This window comes from Pseudomonas sp. OVF7, assembly GCF_030644265.1.
Classification (GTDB): domain Bacteria; phylum Pseudomonadota; class Gammaproteobacteria; order Pseudomonadales; family Pseudomonadaceae; genus Aquipseudomonas; species Aquipseudomonas gorinensis.
On record NZ_CP128996.1, the window covers coordinates 2619916 to 2636813 of the forward strand.

The 16898-nt window shown below is 62.6% G+C and carries 10 protein-coding genes; 4 read left to right on the forward strand and 6 right to left on the reverse strand.

Going from position 1 to position 16898, the window contains the following annotated elements:
* Positions 1–107: 107 nt before the first annotated feature.
* Positions 108–1265 (forward strand): betaine/proline/choline family ABC transporter ATP-binding protein, encoded by a 1158-nt coding sequence (locus tag QU606_RS11955; RefSeq protein WP_024073405.1) that lies wholly within the window; start codon positions 108–110, stop codon positions 1263–1265.
* A gap of 415 nt (positions 1266–1680) precedes the next feature.
* Positions 1681–2844, forward strand: coding sequence for a type III PLP-dependent enzyme (locus QU606_RS11960; RefSeq protein WP_024073404.1), 1164 nt, complete (start codon positions 1681–1683; stop codon positions 2842–2844).
* Between the two features lie 50 nt (positions 2845–2894).
* Here QU606_RS11960 and QU606_RS11965 read toward each other — a convergent pair whose 3' ends face one another.
* Both QU606_RS11965 and QU606_RS11970 read right to left on the reverse strand, forming a co-directional pair.
* On the reverse strand, positions 2895–3644 hold the full coding sequence (locus QU606_RS11965) for a tetratricopeptide repeat protein (RefSeq protein ID WP_304998413.1): 750 nt from the start codon (positions 3642–3644) through the stop codon (positions 2895–2897).
* A 2-nt stretch (positions 3645–3646) separates the two neighbouring features.
* Positions 3647–4327: a Fe2+-dependent dioxygenase gene (locus QU606_RS11970; RefSeq protein ID WP_304998414.1), complete on the reverse strand. Its 681-nt coding sequence runs from the start codon at positions 4325–4327 to the stop codon at positions 3647–3649.
* A gap of 205 nt (positions 4328–4532) precedes the next feature.
* On the opposite strand from QU606_RS11970, the gene QU606_RS11975 reads away from it, so the two are divergent.
* Complete coding sequence (locus tag QU606_RS11975) at positions 4533–6815, forward strand: TonB-dependent siderophore receptor (RefSeq protein WP_024073401.1); 2283 nt, start codon at positions 4533–4535, stop codon at positions 6813–6815.
* A 135-nt stretch (positions 6816–6950) separates the two neighbouring features.
* Positions 6951–9476, forward strand: a complete 2526-nt coding sequence (locus QU606_RS11980) for a sulfite reductase flavoprotein subunit alpha (protein ID WP_304998415.1) — start codon at positions 6951–6953, stop codon at positions 9474–9476.
* 73 nt (positions 9477–9549) lie between these two features.
* Here QU606_RS11980 and QU606_RS11985 read toward each other — a convergent pair whose 3' ends face one another.
* The 4 genes from QU606_RS11985 to ptsP all read right to left on the reverse strand — a co-directional run bounded on the left by QU606_RS11985 (position 9550) and on the right by ptsP (position 16711).
* The gene (locus QU606_RS11985; RefSeq protein WP_304998416.1) at positions 9550–11091 is read right to left on the reverse strand and encodes an alkaline phosphatase; all 1542 of its coding nucleotides are present in this window, start codon (positions 11089–11091) and stop codon (positions 9550–9552) included.
* 89 nt (positions 11092–11180) lie between these two features.
* Complete coding sequence (locus QU606_RS11990) at positions 11181–12899, reverse strand: PTS fructose-like transporter subunit IIB (protein ID WP_277379136.1); 1719 nt, start codon at positions 12897–12899, stop codon at positions 11181–11183.
* An 11-nt stretch (positions 12900–12910) separates the two neighbouring features.
* The gene (gene pfkB / locus QU606_RS11995; protein ID WP_150055866.1) at positions 12911–13852 is read right to left on the reverse strand and encodes a 1-phosphofructokinase; all 942 of its coding nucleotides are present in this window, start codon (positions 13850–13852) and stop codon (positions 12911–12913) included.
* The gene (gene ptsP / locus QU606_RS12000) at positions 13853–16711 is read right to left on the reverse strand and encodes a phosphoenolpyruvate--protein phosphotransferase (protein WP_024073396.1); all 2859 of its coding nucleotides are present in this window, start codon (positions 16709–16711) and stop codon (positions 13853–13855) included.
* Between the last annotated feature and the right edge of the window lie 187 nt (positions 16712–16898).

Here is a 16898-nt window from a genome sequence, read left to right on the forward strand (position 1 = left end):
CTTGAAAAGGAAACGACATTTCCTGCGTCCCACGCCTTGCCCGGCGGGATCACAGCTCCAACGCGCTCCGCCATTTGCGGCGAACACCCCCTACTAGGACTGCTCAAATGATCGAACTTCAAAACCTGACCAAGACTTTTCAAAGCAACGGCAAAACTGTCTCCGCCGTTAACGACGTAAGCCTGACCGTCAACGAAGGCGAGATTTGCGTATTCCTCGGCCCTTCGGGCTGCGGCAAGAGCACCACGCTGAAAATGATCAACCGCCTGATCAAGCCCACCTCGGGCAAGATCCTGATCAACGGCGAAGACACCACCGACCTGGATGAAGTGACCCTGCGCCGCAACATCGGCTATGTGATCCAGCAAATCGGCCTGTTCCCGAACATGACCATCGAGGAAAACATCGTGGTCGTGCCGAAATTGCTCGGCTGGGACAAACAAAAATGCCACGACCGCGCCCGCGAGTTGATGAGCATGATCAAGCTCGAGCCCAAGCAGTATTTGCATCGCTATCCGCGTGAACTGTCCGGCGGCCAGCAACAGCGGATCGGCGTGATTCGCGCACTGGCGGCCGATGCCCCGCTGCTGCTGATGGATGAGCCGTTCGGCGCAGTCGACCCGATCAACCGCGAGATGATCCAGAACGAGTTCTTCGAGATGCAACGCGCGCTGAACAAGACCGTGATCATGGTCAGCCACGACATCGACGAAGCCATCAAGCTGGGTGACAAGATCGCCATCTTCCGCGCCGGCAAGCTGCTGCAGATCGACCATCCGGACACCCTGCTGGCGCATCCGGCCGATGAGTTCGTCAGCAACTTCGTGGGCCAGGACAGCACCCTCAAGCGCCTGCTGCTGGTGAAGGCTGAAGATGCGGCCGACAACGCCCCGTCGGTGAGCCCGGAAACCCCGGTGGCCGAGGCCCTGGAGCTGATGGACGAAACTGACCGCCGTTATGTGGTAGTCACGTGCACCGAGAACAAGGCACTCGGCTATGTACGTCGTCGCGACCTGCACCGTCAAACCGGCACCTGCGGCCAGTACCTGCGTGAGTTCAACGCCACGGCGGCGTACGACGAGCATTTGCGCATCCTGTTGTCACGCATGTACGAGTTCAATCGCTCGTGGCTGCCGGTGATGGATGCGGAGCGGGTGTTCCTGGGTGAGGTGACCCAGGAGTCGATTGCCGAGTACCTGAGTTCCGGTAAGTCGCGTGGGGGCAAGACCAGTATTGTTTCGCCTGCAGAGACTGCCCTGGCCTGATCTGACACAACACGCTTAAAACTGTGGGAGGGGGCAAGCCCCCTCCCACATTTGGCCTGTGGTGTGTCAGGGAAATCCCCCTAATTATCCGCCTGCGGGGAACATCAATCCGTCACACCTGTCGGTTACATAAGTAGCTGCACGCGGTCCCGCGACGAACGCGTGCAAAAACGCGACATTTTTAGTTGATCTATGGCCCCTCACGTCCTAAAGTTCGCGCCGAACGTCCATGCTGGAAACGATCCATCCGGCTCAAGTACTGACGACGAGACAGCAAGGCCAAGGGTAGCGATAGCCCCATGGCCTTTTTGCTTTCGGCGACATGCCTTGGGAAGTAGGCGAACCAAAGTGGGGATACGGAGGACGTTCAGTTGCACCCATTGATCAAATCAGTTTGCCCTTAGGAGTTCCCAGCATGTCGATCAACGTCGAAGATTATTTCGCGCGCGCCACTTTTGACAAAATGAAGGCGTTCGCCGACAAGCAAGAAACCCCGTTCGTGGTGATCGACACCGCGATGATCAGCCAGGCCTACGATGACCTGCGCGCCGGTTTCGAATTCGCCAAGGTGTATTACGCGGTCAAGGCCAACCCTGCCGTCGAGATCATCGACCTGTTGAAAGACAAGGGTTCGAGCTTCGACATCGCCTCGATCTACGAGCTGGACAAGGTCATGGACCGCGGCGTCAGCGCCGACCGTATCAGCTACGGCAACACCATCAAGAAATCCAAGGACATCCGCTACTTCTACGAGAAGGGCGTACGCCTGTTCTCCACCGACTCCGAAGCCGACCTGCGCAACATCGCCAAGGCCGCGCCGGGCTCGAAAGTGTATGTACGTATCCTCACCGAAGGTTCGACCACGGCGGACTGGCCTCTGTCGCGCAAGTTCGGCTGCCAGACCGACATGGCCATGGACCTGCTGATCCTCGCCCGTGACCTGGGCCTGGTGCCGTACGGCATTTCGTTCCACGTGGGCTCGCAGCAACGCGACATCAGCGTGTGGGACGCGGCAATCGCCAAGGTCAAAGTGATCTTCGAACGCCTGAAGGAAGAAGACGGCATCCACCTCAAGCTGATCAACATGGGCGGCGGCTTCCCGGCCAACTACATCACCCGTACCAACAGCCTGGAAACCTACGCCGAGGAAATCATCCGTTTCCTCAAGGAAGACTTCGGCGACGACCTGCCGGAAATCATCCTGGAGCCGGGCCGTTCGTTGATCGCCAACGCCGGCATCCTGGTCAGTGAAGTGGTATTGGTTGCACGTAAATCCCGTACCGCCGTCGAGCGTTGGGTGTACACGGATGTGGGCAAGTTCTCCGGCCTGATCGAAACCATGGACGAAGCCATCAAGTTCCCGATCTGGACCGAGAAGAAAGGCGAGATGGAAGAAGTGGTCATCGCCGGCCCGACCTGCGACAGCGCCGACATCATGTACGAAAACTACAAGTACGGCCTGCCGCTGAACCTGGCGATCGGTGATCGTTTGTACTGGTTGTCGACCGGTGCGTACACCACCAGCTACAGCGCCGTTGAGTTCAATGGCTTTCCACCGTTGAAGTCGTACTACATTTAAGACCGCTGCGCTGAAAAAAACCCATGACGTGTCATGGGTTTTTTTAGGGCTCAGGGAAGGCTCGCGGCCCGTTGTCGGTAGGCATCAGCCATCGCCCGAATCTGCGGATCATTCGCCGCCGCCAGCGCCTTGTGCGCCACTCGCAAAAACTTCAGGTTCCCGCCGGCCAGCGCCTTGCGCAACCACTCCAGCGCCGCGTCGACCTGGCCCCTGTCGGCCAGCACCGCTGCATAACTGAACTGGCCACGAAAATCGCCGGCTTCGGCTGAGCGTCGATACCAGGCCACGGCAGCATCCAGATCCCTCGGGCAATACTGCCCCTCTTCCAGATAGCGCCCCAGCAGGTTCATCGACTTGGCGTGGCCTTGCTCTGCCGCCTGGCGATAACACGCCAACGCATGGGGTTGATCCTCGGCAACACCGCGCCCGGTGGCCAGCAGATTGGCGTAGTTGTACAACCCCCAATCCAACCCGGCGTCTGCCGCCAGCCGGTATTCACGGGCCGCTGCCGCTTCGTCCACGGCGCTCCCCCAGCCATGCTCCCGGCAACGTCCCAGCATATTGCGCGCCATCCGGTGCCCGCCCTGGGCCGCGATCTGGAACCAACGCAGTGCCAGCGCTTCATCGCGCTCGATACCACGGCCCTCCAGCAGGATTTGCCCGAGTAAAGCCTGGGCGTCGACCACACCCTCCTTGGCCGCGATCAGGATCGCCTGGGCTGCTCGAACGGGAGAGTCATCGAGCATGGATTGCAATTGCTCGACGTTGAGCACTTCTTCACGCCGCAATAAAAACCCCATGCTCAGACCTCGACCCAGCGGCGCAACAGGTTGTGGTAAGTGCCGGTGAGCTGGATCAACGCTGGGTGGTCGGGGACAGCGGCGGTCAGTTGCTGGATCGCGCCATCCATTTCGAACAGCAAGGTGCGCTGGCTGTCTTCGCGCACCAGGCTTTGGGTCCAGAAGAACGAGGCGTAGCGTGCGCCGCGGGTTACCGCGTTGACTTTGTGCAGGCTGGAGCCGGGGTACAGCACCATGTCGCCGGCCGGCAACTTGACCCGTTGCAGGCCGAAAGTGTCCTGGATCTCCAATTCGCCGCCGTCGTAGTCCTCCGGGTCGCTGAAGAACAGCGTCGACGACAGGTCGGTGCGTACCCGCTCATGGCTGCCCTTGGGCTGGCGCACGGCGTTGTCGATATGGAAGTCGAAACTGCCTCCTGCGGTGTAGCAGTTAAGCAACGGCGGGAAGACCTTGTGCGGTAACGCTGCCGACATAAACAGCGGGTTTTGCCACAAGCGCTCGAGCATCGCCGCACCGATTTCCTTGGCCAAGGGGTGGCCTTCGGGCAATTGCAGGTTGTGCTTGGCTTTGGCGGACTGGTGCCCGGCGGTGATTTTGCCGTCGGCCCAATCGGCGGTTTCCAGGGATTGGCGGATGCGCAGCACTTCCTCACGAGAGAACAGGCCGGGAATGTGCAGCAGCATGGGACGATACCTGGGAACGAAGAGGCGCCAATGGTATTGATTCTTATCCTCTCTGTAAAACGCCTAGACGGATGAGCGTGTAAAAACCGTAAGCCAAAAGTGTAAAGAATGTAAATTCAGTACAAATAGCAATGTATCTCAATTGATATAAAATCTTGTTACACCTATATTTCGCGACCTCACATCCTTGGGGAAAGGACACGTCATGTCGCGCACCACTCTAAAAACACCTGCCAGTTCACCACGTCTGCTGGCTTCGGCCATCGGCGTCGCCCTCGGTGCCAGCTCCGTCGCCCACCTGGCGCAAGCGGCCGAAGACACCGGGCAGAAAGGCCAGCGCAACAGCATCTCCCTGGGGGCTACCAGCATCACCGGCGAAGAACAGGACAACACCTCCTACCAGGTCGAAAAAGCCTCTTCGCAAAAGTACACCGCGCCGCTGGTGGATACGCCGCGCTCAGTCACCGTGGTGCCGCAACAGGTACTCAAGGACACCGCCGCCACCTCGTTGCAGGACGCCTTGCGCACAGTACCGGGCATTACATTCGGCGCCGGCGAAGGTGGCAACCCACAGGGGGATCGCCCGTTCATCCGTGGTTTTGACGCCCAGGGCGACACCTACCTGGACGGCGTACGCGACACCGGCGGCCAGAGCCGTGAGATCTTCGACATTGAATCCATTGAAGTCAGCAAGGGCCCGAATTCCTCGTTCGGCGGGCGCGGCTCGGCCGGTGGCAGCCTCAACCTGGTGAGCAAGACGCCACAAGCGCGGGATTTCACCAATGGTGGCTTCACCTATGGTTCCGACCAGACGCGCCGCTATGTGCTCGACGTCAACCGTCAGTTCCTCGACACCGCCGCGTTCCGCCTGAACCTGATGAGCCACGAACAAAACGTGGCCGGTCGCGACGCCGTGAACTACGACCGCTGGGGCGTGGCGCCCTCGCTGACTTTCGGTCTGGGTACGCCGACCCGCGTCAACGTCAGCTACTACCACATGGAAAGCGACGACCTGCCGGACTCGGGAATCCCCTACGGCTACGGCTCCTCGACCGCCACCGCTCACGTGCATGACAAACCCAACGACGGTGGCGACAGCAATAACTTCTATGGCCTCAAGAGCCGCGACTTCCGCAAGACCCGCGCTGACATCAGCACGTTTTCCTTCGAGCACGACTTGAACGACACCATGACGCTGAAAAACACCCTGCGCCATGGCAGCACCGGCCAGGACTACGTGCTCACGCAACCGGACGACAGCAAACTCAACGTCAACAAGTACGGCACCGTGTGGCGCCGCGCCAACACCCGTGTCTCAACCACCACCACGACCACCAACCAGACCGATCTGTTCGGCAGCTTCCAGGCGCTGGGCTTCAAGAACACTTACTCCACCGGCCTGGAGTTCACCGGCGAAGAAACCCGCGTCAGCGGCTACACGGTCAGCCCCAACGCCAACCCGACGTGCACCGTGGTCAAGGGCAGCCTGGGCGGCCAATGTACGTCGCTGAGCAACCCAACCCCGGATGATGCCTGGACCGGCAGCGTCGCACGCAACTACAACGGCACCAACACCAAGGCCACCAGCCGTGCCGCCTATGTGTTCGACACCATCGAACTTGACCCGCAATGGCTGCTGAACGTCGGCCTGCGCTACGACACCTTCGACACCGAAGCCAACACCAATGCCACCACCGGCCGCACCAAGATCAAGGACGACAGCCAGTTCTTCAACTGGCAGGCCGGCCTGGTCTGGAAGCCGGTGGAGAACGGCAGTATCTATGCGTCCTATGCCACCTCGGCAACACCAGCCGGTGGTTTGGTGGGTGAAGGTGCCGACGGCAACCCACTGTCTGCGGGCGCCGCCACCAGCGACCTGCAACCGGAAGAGACCGTCAACTACGAGCTGGGCACCAAGTGGGACCTGTTCCACGATCGTCTGTCACTGACTGCCGCGGTGTTCCGCACCGAGAAGAAAAACACCCGCATCCTGGTCGACGCCCTGACTTACCAGAACGCCGGCGAATCCCGCGTCGACGGCCTGGAATTGTCCGCCAGCGGCAAGCTCACCGAACAATGGCAAGTGTTCGCTGGCTACAGCTACCTCGACAGCGAACTGGTCAGCGCCGGCCTCAATGGACGTAACGGCGTCGTCAGTACGGGCTCGAACAAAGGCAACCAGATGCCGAACACGCCGAAGAACACCTTCAGCCTGTGGACCACCTACGACATCACCTCGAAACTGACCATCGGCGGCGGCGCGTTCTACGTCGATGATGTCTACGGCGATGCAGGCAACACAGTCTACGTGCCGTCCTATACCCGCTTCGACGCCATGGCCAGCTACAAGCTGACCAAGAACGTCGACCTGCAACTGAACGTGCAAAACCTGACTGACAAGACCTACTACGACAAGGCGTTCTCGACCCACTTCGCCAACCAGGCAGCCGGCCGTACGGCATTGTTGACCACCAGCTTCCACTTCTAAGGCGGCCAACCGCTCGCCCAAGCCCCACGCATCGGATGCGCGGGGCTTTTTGCGTGTAAAAAAGAATGTTTCTCGAACAGCCACGGCATAATGCGCGCCGTGCCCTACATATCCAGATAGACGAGGCGGTCCGACGTGTTGAAGAAAACCCTGTTCCAGTTGCACTGGTTCTTCGGCATCACTGCCGGTCTAGTGCTGGCCTTGATGGGGATCACCGGGGCTGCGGTCTCGTTTCAGGATGAAATCCTGCGCGCGCTCAACCCCAGCGTATTGTTCGTGCAAAAGCGCGAAGCCGGCGTACTGCCACCCGCCGAACTGGTGCGCAAGCTCGAAGCCACCGAAGGCAAGACCGTTTCGATGCTGTGGGTGGAAAGTGACAGCGGCAACGCCGCGCGCGTGTCCTTCACCCCGCCACCCGGCGAACGCCGTGGCCAGATGCGCTACTTCGACCCCTACACCGGCGACTATATGGGCGATGCCGTCGGCCAGGACGTGTTCGGTTTTATCCTGCAGTTGCACCGTTTCCTCGCCATGGGCGAAACCGGCCGCCAAATCACCGGGGCCTGCACCCTGATCCTGCTGTTCTTCTGCCTGTCCGGCCTGTACCTGCGCTGGCCGCGCCAAGTGGCGAGCTGGCGCGCGTGGTTGACCCTGGACTGGCGCAAAAAAGGCCGCAGCTTCAACTGGGACCTGCACTCGGTATTCGGCACCTGGTGCCTGTTGTTTTACCTGTTGGCCGCGCTGACCGGGCTGTACTGGTCCTACGACTGGTACAACCAAGGCGTGACCAAACTGTTGTCCGACGCCCCGCAGAACGAGCGGATGCGCAAGCGTGGTCCACCCCCTCAGGGGCCGGCGCCGGTCGCCAACTATGACGCGATGTGGAGCAGCATCTACAGCAACGCCGGCCCCGGCTTGAGCGCCTACAACATCCGCATGCCGGCGGTCGCCGGGCAACCGGCCATCGTGTATTACCTGCTGGCAAACTCCCCCCATGATCGCGCGCTCAACCAGCTCAACCTGGACCCGGCCACCGGCGAGGTCAAATCCCATGACCGCTACGCCAGCAAGCACCTCAAGTCGCAGTTGCTGACCAGTGTCTATGCGCTGCACACCGGCAGTTACTTCGGCCTGGTCGGACGGATTGTCCTCACCGTCAGTTCGCTGCTCATGCCGCTGTTCTTTATCACCGGCTGGCTGTTGTACCTCGACCGTCGCCGCAAAAAACGCCAGGTGCGTGATGCGCGCAACGGCCTGGCAGCCAACCCCAGCGATGCAGCGGCCTGGCTGATCGGTTTTGCCAGCCAGAGCGGCTTTGCCGAGCAATTGGCCTGGCAGACCGCCGGACAATTGCAGGCCGCGGGGCTGCCAGTGAAGGTGCAGTCCCTGGGCAGCGTAAGCCCCGAAGACCTGCGCCAGTCGGCACATGCGCTGTTTGTGGTGAGCACCTTCGGCGACGGCGAAGCCCCGGACAGCGCGCGGGTTTTCGAACGCAGCGTGCTGGGCCAGAACCTGCCCCTCAAAGGCTTGAACTACTCGGTATTGGCCCTGGGTGATCGCCAGTACGAACACTTCTGCGGCTTTGCCCGGCGCCTGCATTTCTGGCTGACCCACCAGGGCGGCACCCCGTTGTTCGCCCCGGTGGAAGTCGACAGCGGCGACAGCGCTGCGCTGCTGCACTGGCAACAACAGCTGGGGCAGTTAACCGGCCACGCACCGACGGCGGCCTGGCCGACCGCCCAATATGAAAACTGGACCTTGAGCCAACGCACCCTGCTCAACCGTGGCAGCGCCGGTTCGGCCGTCTACCTGCTCGGCCTCACCAGCCCGTCGCCCCAGTCCTGGGAAGCCGGCGACCTGGTCGAAATCCTGCCACGCAATGGCCCGCAGGCCATCGAACGCTTCCTGGGGGGCCTGGGCCTGGCTGGCAGCGATGGAGTCCTGCTCGACGGCCTGCCGCACACCCTCGACCAGGCCCTGGCAACCCGCCAACTGCCGGACAACCGCACGCACCTGGTCGGCCTGCATGCCCAGGCCCTGGTGGACGCGTTAGTGCCGCTGGGCATGCGCGAATACTCCATCGCCTCGATTGCCAGCGACGGCGTACTCGAACTGATCGTACGCCAGGAGCGCCACCCGGACGGCAGCCTGGGCCTGGGCTCCGGCTGGCTCACCGAACATGCCGCCATTGGCACCGCGATCAGCCTGCGCCTGCGCCGCAACAGTGGCTTCCACCTGCCGCAGGTGCCAGTACCGTTGATCCTGCTCGGCAACGGCACCGGCCTGGCCGGTCTGCGCAGCTTGCTCAAGGCGAATATTGCCAACGGCCAACAGCGCAACTGGCTATTGTTCGGCGAGCGCAATATCGCCCACGACTACCTGTGCCAGGACCAGCTGCAAGGCTGGCTGGCCAGTGGTGACCTGGCCCTGCTGGACCTGGCGTTTTCCCGGGATCAGGAGGAGAAGATCTACGTGCAGGATCGCCTGCGCGAATCGGCAGACGTGTTGCGGCGATGGCTGGCGGACGGTGCGGCGATTTATGTGTGTGGAAGCTTGCAGGGGATGGCGACCGGGGTGGATCAAGTACTGCATGAGGTGCTGGGCAGCGAGGTGGTGGAGCGCCTGATCGAACAGGGCCGCTATCGTCGCGACGTGTACTGAGATCCTCTAGCCACTGAAGAACCTATGTGGGAGGGGGCAAGCCCCCTCCCACAGTTTTTGACTGTATTCCAAGTCAGGCCGGTTGCAGCTTTTGCTCGAACACTGAAACCCCATCCAGATCGCGCAGCATCACCGTCAACTCTGCCGTCTGCCCATCAATCTGCACCTCGCCAAAAAACTGGAACCCGGCAAACGGCGAGGTGTTCTGCGCCGGTGGGGCCTTCTCGAACACCACCTCAGGCCCAAAGGTTTTATCCAGCGGATTCGGACCGAAGCTGCCCGCATTCAAAGGCCCGGCGACGAACTCCCAGAACGGCTCGAAATCCTGGAACGCCGCACGATCCGGGTGGTAATGGTGCGCCGCGCAGTAATGCACATCGGCCGTCACCCACACGTGGTTGCGTACCTGTTGGGCACGTAGAAACCCCAACAATTCGGCAATCTCCAACTCACGACCTTGCGCCGGGCCTGGGTCGCCGTTGGCGATGGCTTCCCAGCGCGGCACGCCGGGGCTGACTTCACCGTCGGGCACACCGAGGCCGATAGGCATGTCGGCGGCAATCACCTTCCACTGGGCCTGGGAGGCCTTGAGTTCGCGCTTGAGCCAGTCCAGTTGCTCACGGCCAAGGAAGGGTTTTTCGCCGCCCAGGTTGTCGTCGTTGGGGCCGCGATAACTGCGCATATCGAGCACGAAGACATCCAACAAAGGGCCATAACTGAGCTTGCGGTAGATGCGCCCGCCACCGTCGGCGCTTTGTCGGCGCATCGGCGAATATTCCAGCCACGCCTGGCGCGCGCGGCCGACCAGGGTGTTGATGTCCTTGATCTGGTAACGCTCATCCAACTGCTTGCTCGGCGACCAGTTGTTCACCACCTCATGGTCGTCCCACTGCCAGATCTGCGGCACCTCGGCGTTGAAGCGCCGCACGTTTTCATCCAGCAGGTTGTAACGGTAGTTACCACGATAGTCGTCGAGGCTTTCAGCAACTTTGCTCTTGGCTTCGGTGGTGATGTTGCGCCAGATGCGCCCGCCCTCGGTGGTCAGTTGCGCAGGGACCGGGCCGTCGGCGTAGATGGTGTCGCCACTGTGGATAAAAAAGTCCGGCAAGCGCAGGCGCATGGCTTCGTAGATGCGCATGCCGCCAATGTCCGGATTGATCCCGAAGCCTTGGCCGACGGTGTCGCCGCTCCATACAAAACGAATATCGCGGCGCTGTTGCGGCACGCTGCGCAAGTGGCCGAACCACGGTTCGCTGGCGACGCCGGTCTGGGCATCTTCGAAATGCACGCGGTAGAAAATCGCCTGGTCGGCGGGCAGGCCGGTGAGTTCGACACGCGCGGTAAAGTCGCTGCGGCTGTCGGCCAGCGGCGAGACGAATCGGCGCGGGTTACTGAACACACTGCGAGTGTCCCACTCCACCACCATCCGCGCCGGGCGGTCGCTGCGGCTCCAGATCATCGCGCGATCACCGAGCAGGTCGCCGGACTGCACACCATCGGTCAGTTGCGGACGGTCTTTGACCGACGCGATTACCGCCGGCGCCAGGCCAGGCAGCAACAGGCCGGCGCCGACGACTTGCATCACGCGGCGACGGCCAAGGTCGAAGTGGCTCATGCAGGTGCCCTCTTGAGTATCAAAAGGGCAAGTTGAACACGCGTGGATGAAGTGGATATGACACCGCCCCACCCACATTGTCCATGGCGTCAGGCTTGGGCGGGCGCGGCCGTCAGTTCCACCGCTTCCGGACGTTTGATCAGTGCATACACCAGCCCGGTCAGCAGGCTACCGGCGACGATCGCCAGCAGATACAACAGCGCATGGTTCATCGCATTCGGGATGATCAACACAAACAACCCACCATGGGGCGCCGCCAGCTTGCAGCCAAAGTACATCGACAGCGCTCCCGTCAGGGCACCGCCAGCGATGCTGGAGGGGATCACCCGCAGTGGGTCCTTGGCGGCGAACGGGATCGCGCCTTCCGAGATAAAGCACAAGCCCAGAATCATCGCGGCCTTGCCCGCTTCACGCTCGGTCTGGGCGAACTTGCGCCGCGCCAGGAACGTGGCGATGCCCATGCCGATCGGCGGCACCATACCCGCCGCCATGGTCGCAGCCATCGGTGCGCCGCTCGATGCCGCCAGCAAGCCGACGGAGAACGCGTACGCGGCCTTGTTGATCGGCCCGCCGAGGTCGACACACATCATGCCGCCCAACAGAATGCCCAGCAGCACCGCGTTGGTGGTGCCCATGGTGCTGAGAAAATCCGTCAGCCCCGTGAGCAGACGCGCCACGGGTGGGCCGACCAGGTAAATCATCGCCAGGCCGGTGAACAAACTCGCCAGCAACGGGATGATCAGGATCGGCTTGAGTGCCTCCAGGCTCTGCGGCAAACGTATCGCGCGGGTGATCAGCTTGACGCAGTAGCCGGCGAGGAAACCGGCGAGAATCCCGCCGATAAACCCGGCGCCCAGCGTACCGGCCAGCAGCCCGCCGATCATGCCGGGGGCCAGGCCCGGACGGTCGGCGATGGAGTAGGCGATATAGCCCGCCAGCAGCGGCACCATCAGCATAAAGGCCTGGTCGCCAACGGTCTTGAGGGCCGCTGCCAGGGTGCCTTTTTCTTCGAAGGCATGGATGCCGAACACAAATGACAAGGCGATCAACAAGCCGCCCGCCACCACCATCGGCAACATGAACGACACACCGGTCAACAGGTGTTTGTACACCCCGGTTTTTTCCGACTTGGCTACCGCACCGCTGGCCGCGCTTTCCACGGCGCCTTCGGCGAGGGCCTTATTAAGAGTCGCCTCGGCCTGCTTGAGGGCGATGCCGGTGCCGCAGCGGTAGATCTTCTTGCCGGCGAAGCGCTCGGTGGCGACTTCAATATCCGCCGCCAGCAGCACCACGTCGGCGTCGGCAATCGCCTGCGGGCTCAGCGGTGTGCGCGCGCCGACCGATCCCTGGGTTTCCACCTGCAAGTCATAACCCAGGCGCTTGGCCGCCTGCTGCAAGGCTTCGGCGGCCATGAAGGTGTGCGCGACACCGGTGGGGCAGGCGGTAATCGCGACGATACGCGGGGCCTGCTTCGTCGCCACCGAGGCTTGGCTGACGACATACTCCCGGGCTTCTTCTGCGCCACGGCGCAGTACCGCGTCAACGTCCTGCAACGCCTGCGCCGGGGTGCTCTGGAACACGCGCTTGCCGACAAACCGCTGCATGTCCACCGGGGTGCTGCTGACCAGCAAGACCCATTCGGCGTCGTCGATGATCGCCTGGGACAACTGCCGTTCCGGGCGCTGCACGTCGACCACTTCGACGCTGGTGCTCCACCCCTGGCGCTGCGCGGCAGCGTCCAGCAAGCGCGCGCACAGCACACTGGTGACCATACCGTTCGGGCAGGCGGTAACAATGGCTAACTTCATCACAAACCCTCTTATTGTTCTGTCAGCGGGCGCACATGGACGCCGCTTTCGAGGCGCGCCAACTGCGCGTCATCGCTGATGCCAAAGCCGATCTGCGTCACCGCCATGGCGGCAATCGCCGTGGCGCGGCGCAAGGTGGTTTCGGGTACATCGAAGCTGAGCAAACCGTGGAGCATGCCGGCCAGCAACGAATCCCCCGCGCCTACGGTGCTGGCGACGCGGACCTTGGGCGGCGTGGCCTGCAGCGCCGTGCCCGGGCTGAACCAGTTCACGCCGTCGGCACCGTGGGATACCACCACATGCTCAACGCCCCGCGCGTGCAGATGCTCAGCCGCGTCGGCTTGTTGCGCGACGGAATCCGTGGGGCAATCCAGGGCGTCAGCCAATTCTTCGGTGTTGGGTTTGATCAGCCATGGGCCAGCGTTCAACCCGGCGCGTAACGCGGCGCCGCTGGTGTCCAGAGCGACCTTCAAACCGAGGCCTTTCAACTGCACCAACAGGCCTTCGAACCACTGCGGGCTGACGCCACGCGGCAAACTGCCGGCGACCACCACCGCATCGTGCCCGGGGGCGATCAGCATGAGTTGGTTGAGCAACGCTTGCTGCGCCTGCTCGCTGACCAGCGGGCCCGGCGCATTGATGTCGGTGACGCGGCCATCCTGCTCGGCAATCTTGATGTTGCTGCGGGTTTCACCCGGCACGCGGATAAACGCATCGACAAAACCACGGCGAGCGATCAGCGCCTCGAACGCTTGGGGGTTGTCTTCCCCCAGAAAACCACCGACCGTCACTTGATGGCCCAGGTCAGCCAACACCTGGGCCACGTTCACGCCCTTGCCGGCCGCGTGGGTCTGCAGGGGTTCGCTGCGGTTGACTTCACCGGGCTCCAGGCGCGCCAAGCACACCGTAAGGTCCAACGCCGGGTTCAGCGTCAGGGTCAGAATCCTTGCCATCTACACGGCCTCCACAAGGGCTCGCACTTCGGCGGGCGAACCCACCGCAAGTGCTTTTTGCGCCAGGCCCTGGGCCTCGCTCAGACTGAATTCGCGCACGCGCGCCTTCACTTCGGGAATGCTGCGCGCCGACACGCTCAACTCGTCCACGCCCAGGCCCACCAGCACCGGCACCGCCAGCGGATCGGCGGCCAGCTCGCCGCACACACCGACCCATTTGCCATGGGCATGGGCCGCGCGCACGGTGATATCGATCAGTTGCAACACGGCCGGGTGCAAGCCATCGGCCTGGGCCGACAGCGTTGGGTGGCCGCGGTCGATGGCCAGGGTGTATTGGGTCAGGTCGTTGGTGCCAACGCTGAAGAAATCCACTTCCTTGGCCAGCACCGGTGCGAGCAACGCAGCCGACGGCACCTCGATCATGATCCCCAGTTGCAGATCGGCCACCGGGATTTCCAGGCGCAGGCGCTCGGTCATGTCCCGTGCTGCGCGCCACTCATCCACGCTGCCCACCATAGGGAACATGATGCGCAGCGGCCGGTTATCCGCCGAGCGCAGCAGCGCGCGCAATTGCGCCTCCATGATCTGCGGGCGTTGCAAGGTGAGGCGAATGCCGCGCACCCCGAGGAAGGGGTTTTCTTCCTCGGCGATCGGCCAATACGGCAACGGTTTATCGCCCCCCACATCGAGGGTGCGCACCACCAGCGGGCGACCGTCGAGGCCGTCCAGTACACGCCGGTATTCAGCTTCCTGGGTGGCTTCGTCCGGCGCTTGCGGGTGGGCCATGAAAATCAGTTCGGTGCGCAGCAAGCCAATGCCTTCGGCGCCCTGCTCCACCGCACTCGCTACGCCGGCGCTTTCGCCGATGTTGGCGAACACTTCCACGGCGTGACCGTCGCGGGTCACCGCAGGTTCGTGGCGCTGCGCCGAGGCGGCTTGCAGGCGTTGCTCGCGGGTGTCGCGTTCAACGGTGGCGCGTTGCAGGGTGGCAGTGTCCGGGGTGACATGCAGGCGGCCTCGCTGGCCATCGAGCAATAACAGGGTGCCGGCGGCCAGCAGCAACACGCCCGGGCCGGCGCCCACCAACGCGGGGATGCCAAGGGCACGGGCGACGATGGCACTGTGGGCCGTCGCCCCGCCACGGGCAGTGAGGATACCCGCGACCCGCGCCGGGTCGAGCCGCGCCACATCCGATGGGCCGACCTCGTCCATCACCAGAATGTAGGGGTCGTGCGGCTCCTGGGCCGTTTCAATACCGCACAGTTGTGCCAGCACGCGGCGACCAATGTCGCGCAGGTCAGCGGCGCGCTCGGCCAGCAAGGCGTCCTGCAACGCCTCCTGCTGCTTGGCGGCGGCTTCGATCACGCTCATCCAGGCCGCCTCGGCGCTTTCGCCCTGCTTGAGGCGGGTGTCGACTTCATCGGTCAGTTCCGGGTCGTCGAGCATTTCCTGGTGGGTGATGAAAATCTCGCGGATCGCCTTGGCCTGGCTGCGTTCGATCAAGCCCTGGATATCGCGACGCACGTCGTTGAGTGCGGCCTGCAAGCGCTGGCGCTCAATGGCCGAAGACTCACCCCGCAGCGGGTAGTCGAAGGGTTGCAGCACCTGGATATGCGCCGGGCCGATGGCGATGCCGGGGGCGGCGGCGATGGCCTGGAGCTGGCTGCCGGCCAACGGCGCGCTGGCCAGCGGTTCGATATCGAGGATTTCAACCTGGGCCACCACGGTCGGCAATGGCTCGACGTCTTCGCCAAGCCCTTCCTCCACCGCCGCCAACAACGCAGGCAGCGCATCGCCGGCGATGGTAGGTTCCGCGACAAACTCCAGTACCTGACCACGCCGTGCACCGAGGCTGAGCAGCTTACTCAAGCTTTTTACCGACACCGCGCCCACCGGGCCATCGACGATACGCACACGGATATCGCCCTCGAAGCTTTTCGCCAATTGCGCGAGGATCTTCGCCGGCCGCGCGTGCAGCCCATGGGCATTGGCCAGGGTGATGCGCACACTGGGCCAGTCGGGCGGCAGTTCGCCGCCGAGCACTTCGAGTACCGCACGGCTGCTGGTGGCGCGCCCCAGTTCCTGGCCGCGACCTTCGATCAACAACGCGCACAGGCGCTCCAGCAAAGCCTGGTGCGCTTCACCGAGGCTGGCCAGGCAGAACAGACCATTCAACGGCTGGCCGAGGTAACGCATGGGTTTATCCGGCGTGACAAACGCCAGGCCAGGGCGCTTGACCGTTTGCTCGCTGTGCAGCCACCACAGGCCATCGCCCAGGGGCAACGCATCGACTTGCTGCAACACCGCGGCAAAGCCATTGCTGACGCAGTCGGCCTGGCGCAGCAGACGAGCACCGCGCCATACCAGTTCTTCAAAATCGTCGGCCGACACGCCCAGGCTGATCATCTGTGCATCCAGCGCCAACTCCTGCGGCGCGCCTTGCAGCAACTTCAGCAAGGCCTCGGCGGAACCGGCACGACGCAGCGCCTGGCCCAGGTCGGTTTCACCGAGGGCGCGGGTCAGCAGTTGCAGCAAGCGCAGGTGTTCATCGGATTTGGCGGCAATGCCAATCGCCAGGTAAACGATCTGGCCGTCGCCCCAATCCACCCCTTCGGGGAACTGCAGCAGGCGCACGCCGGTGGAAAATACCTGGTCGCGGGTTTCGGGAGTCCCGTGGGGAATGGCGATCCCTTGGCCGAGAAAGGTCGAACCTTGGGCTTCACGGGCTTGCAAGCCGCTGAGATAACCCTCGGCGACCAGGCCATCGGCCACCAACTGGTCAGCGAGCAGGTGCAAGGCAGCAGATTTATCCACAGCCACCTGGCCCATGGATATCTGCTCGTGAGTGAGCTCAAGCATGCCGTTCTCCTAGTTAGTGCGGCGGGCGCACTAGGTATTGTTTTGAATAAATCAGTATAAAGTTGATCATGAATAAGCGACTGAGCAGTCAATTGGCAGTAGCCACTCAGTAGCGAACATCGCAAAAATACGCCTGCTGAAACGTTTAATCTAGAATTTATGGCAGATTACGCGTTAATTGCGCATC

What these genes read in the sequence shown, in the direction of transcription:
- QU606_RS11985 (WP_304998416.1), bottom strand. Translation starts at nt 11,091, where the DNA reads ATGAGCCACTTCGACCTTGGCCGTCGCCGCGTGATGCAAGTCGTCGGC.
- QU606_RS11990 (WP_277379136.1), bottom strand. Translation starts at nt 12,899, where the DNA reads ATGAAGTTAGCCATTGTTACCGCCTGCCCGAACGGTATGGTCACCAGT.
- QU606_RS11955 (WP_024073405.1), top strand. Translation starts at nt 108, where the DNA reads ATGATCGAACTTCAAAACCTGACCAAGACTTTTCAAAGCAACGGCAAA.
- QU606_RS11965 (WP_304998413.1), bottom strand. Translation starts at nt 3,644, where the DNA reads ATGGGGTTTTTATTGCGGCGTGAAGAAGTGCTCAACGTCGAGCAATTG.
- ptsP (WP_024073396.1), bottom strand. Translation starts at nt 16,711, where the DNA reads ATGCTTGAGCTCACTCACGAGCAGATATCCATGGGCCAGGTGGCTGTG.
- QU606_RS11960 (WP_024073404.1), top strand. Translation starts at nt 1,681, where the DNA reads ATGTCGATCAACGTCGAAGATTATTTCGCGCGCGCCACTTTTGACAAA.
- pfkB (WP_150055866.1), bottom strand. Translation starts at nt 13,852, where the DNA reads ATGGCAAGGATTCTGACCCTGACGCTGAACCCGGCGTTGGACCTTACG.
- QU606_RS11975 (WP_024073401.1), top strand. Translation starts at nt 4,533, where the DNA reads ATGTCGCGCACCACTCTAAAAACACCTGCCAGTTCACCACGTCTGCTG.
- QU606_RS11970 (WP_304998414.1), bottom strand. Translation starts at nt 4,327, where the DNA reads ATGCTGCTGCACATTCCCGGCCTGTTCTCTCGTGAGGAAGTGCTGCGC.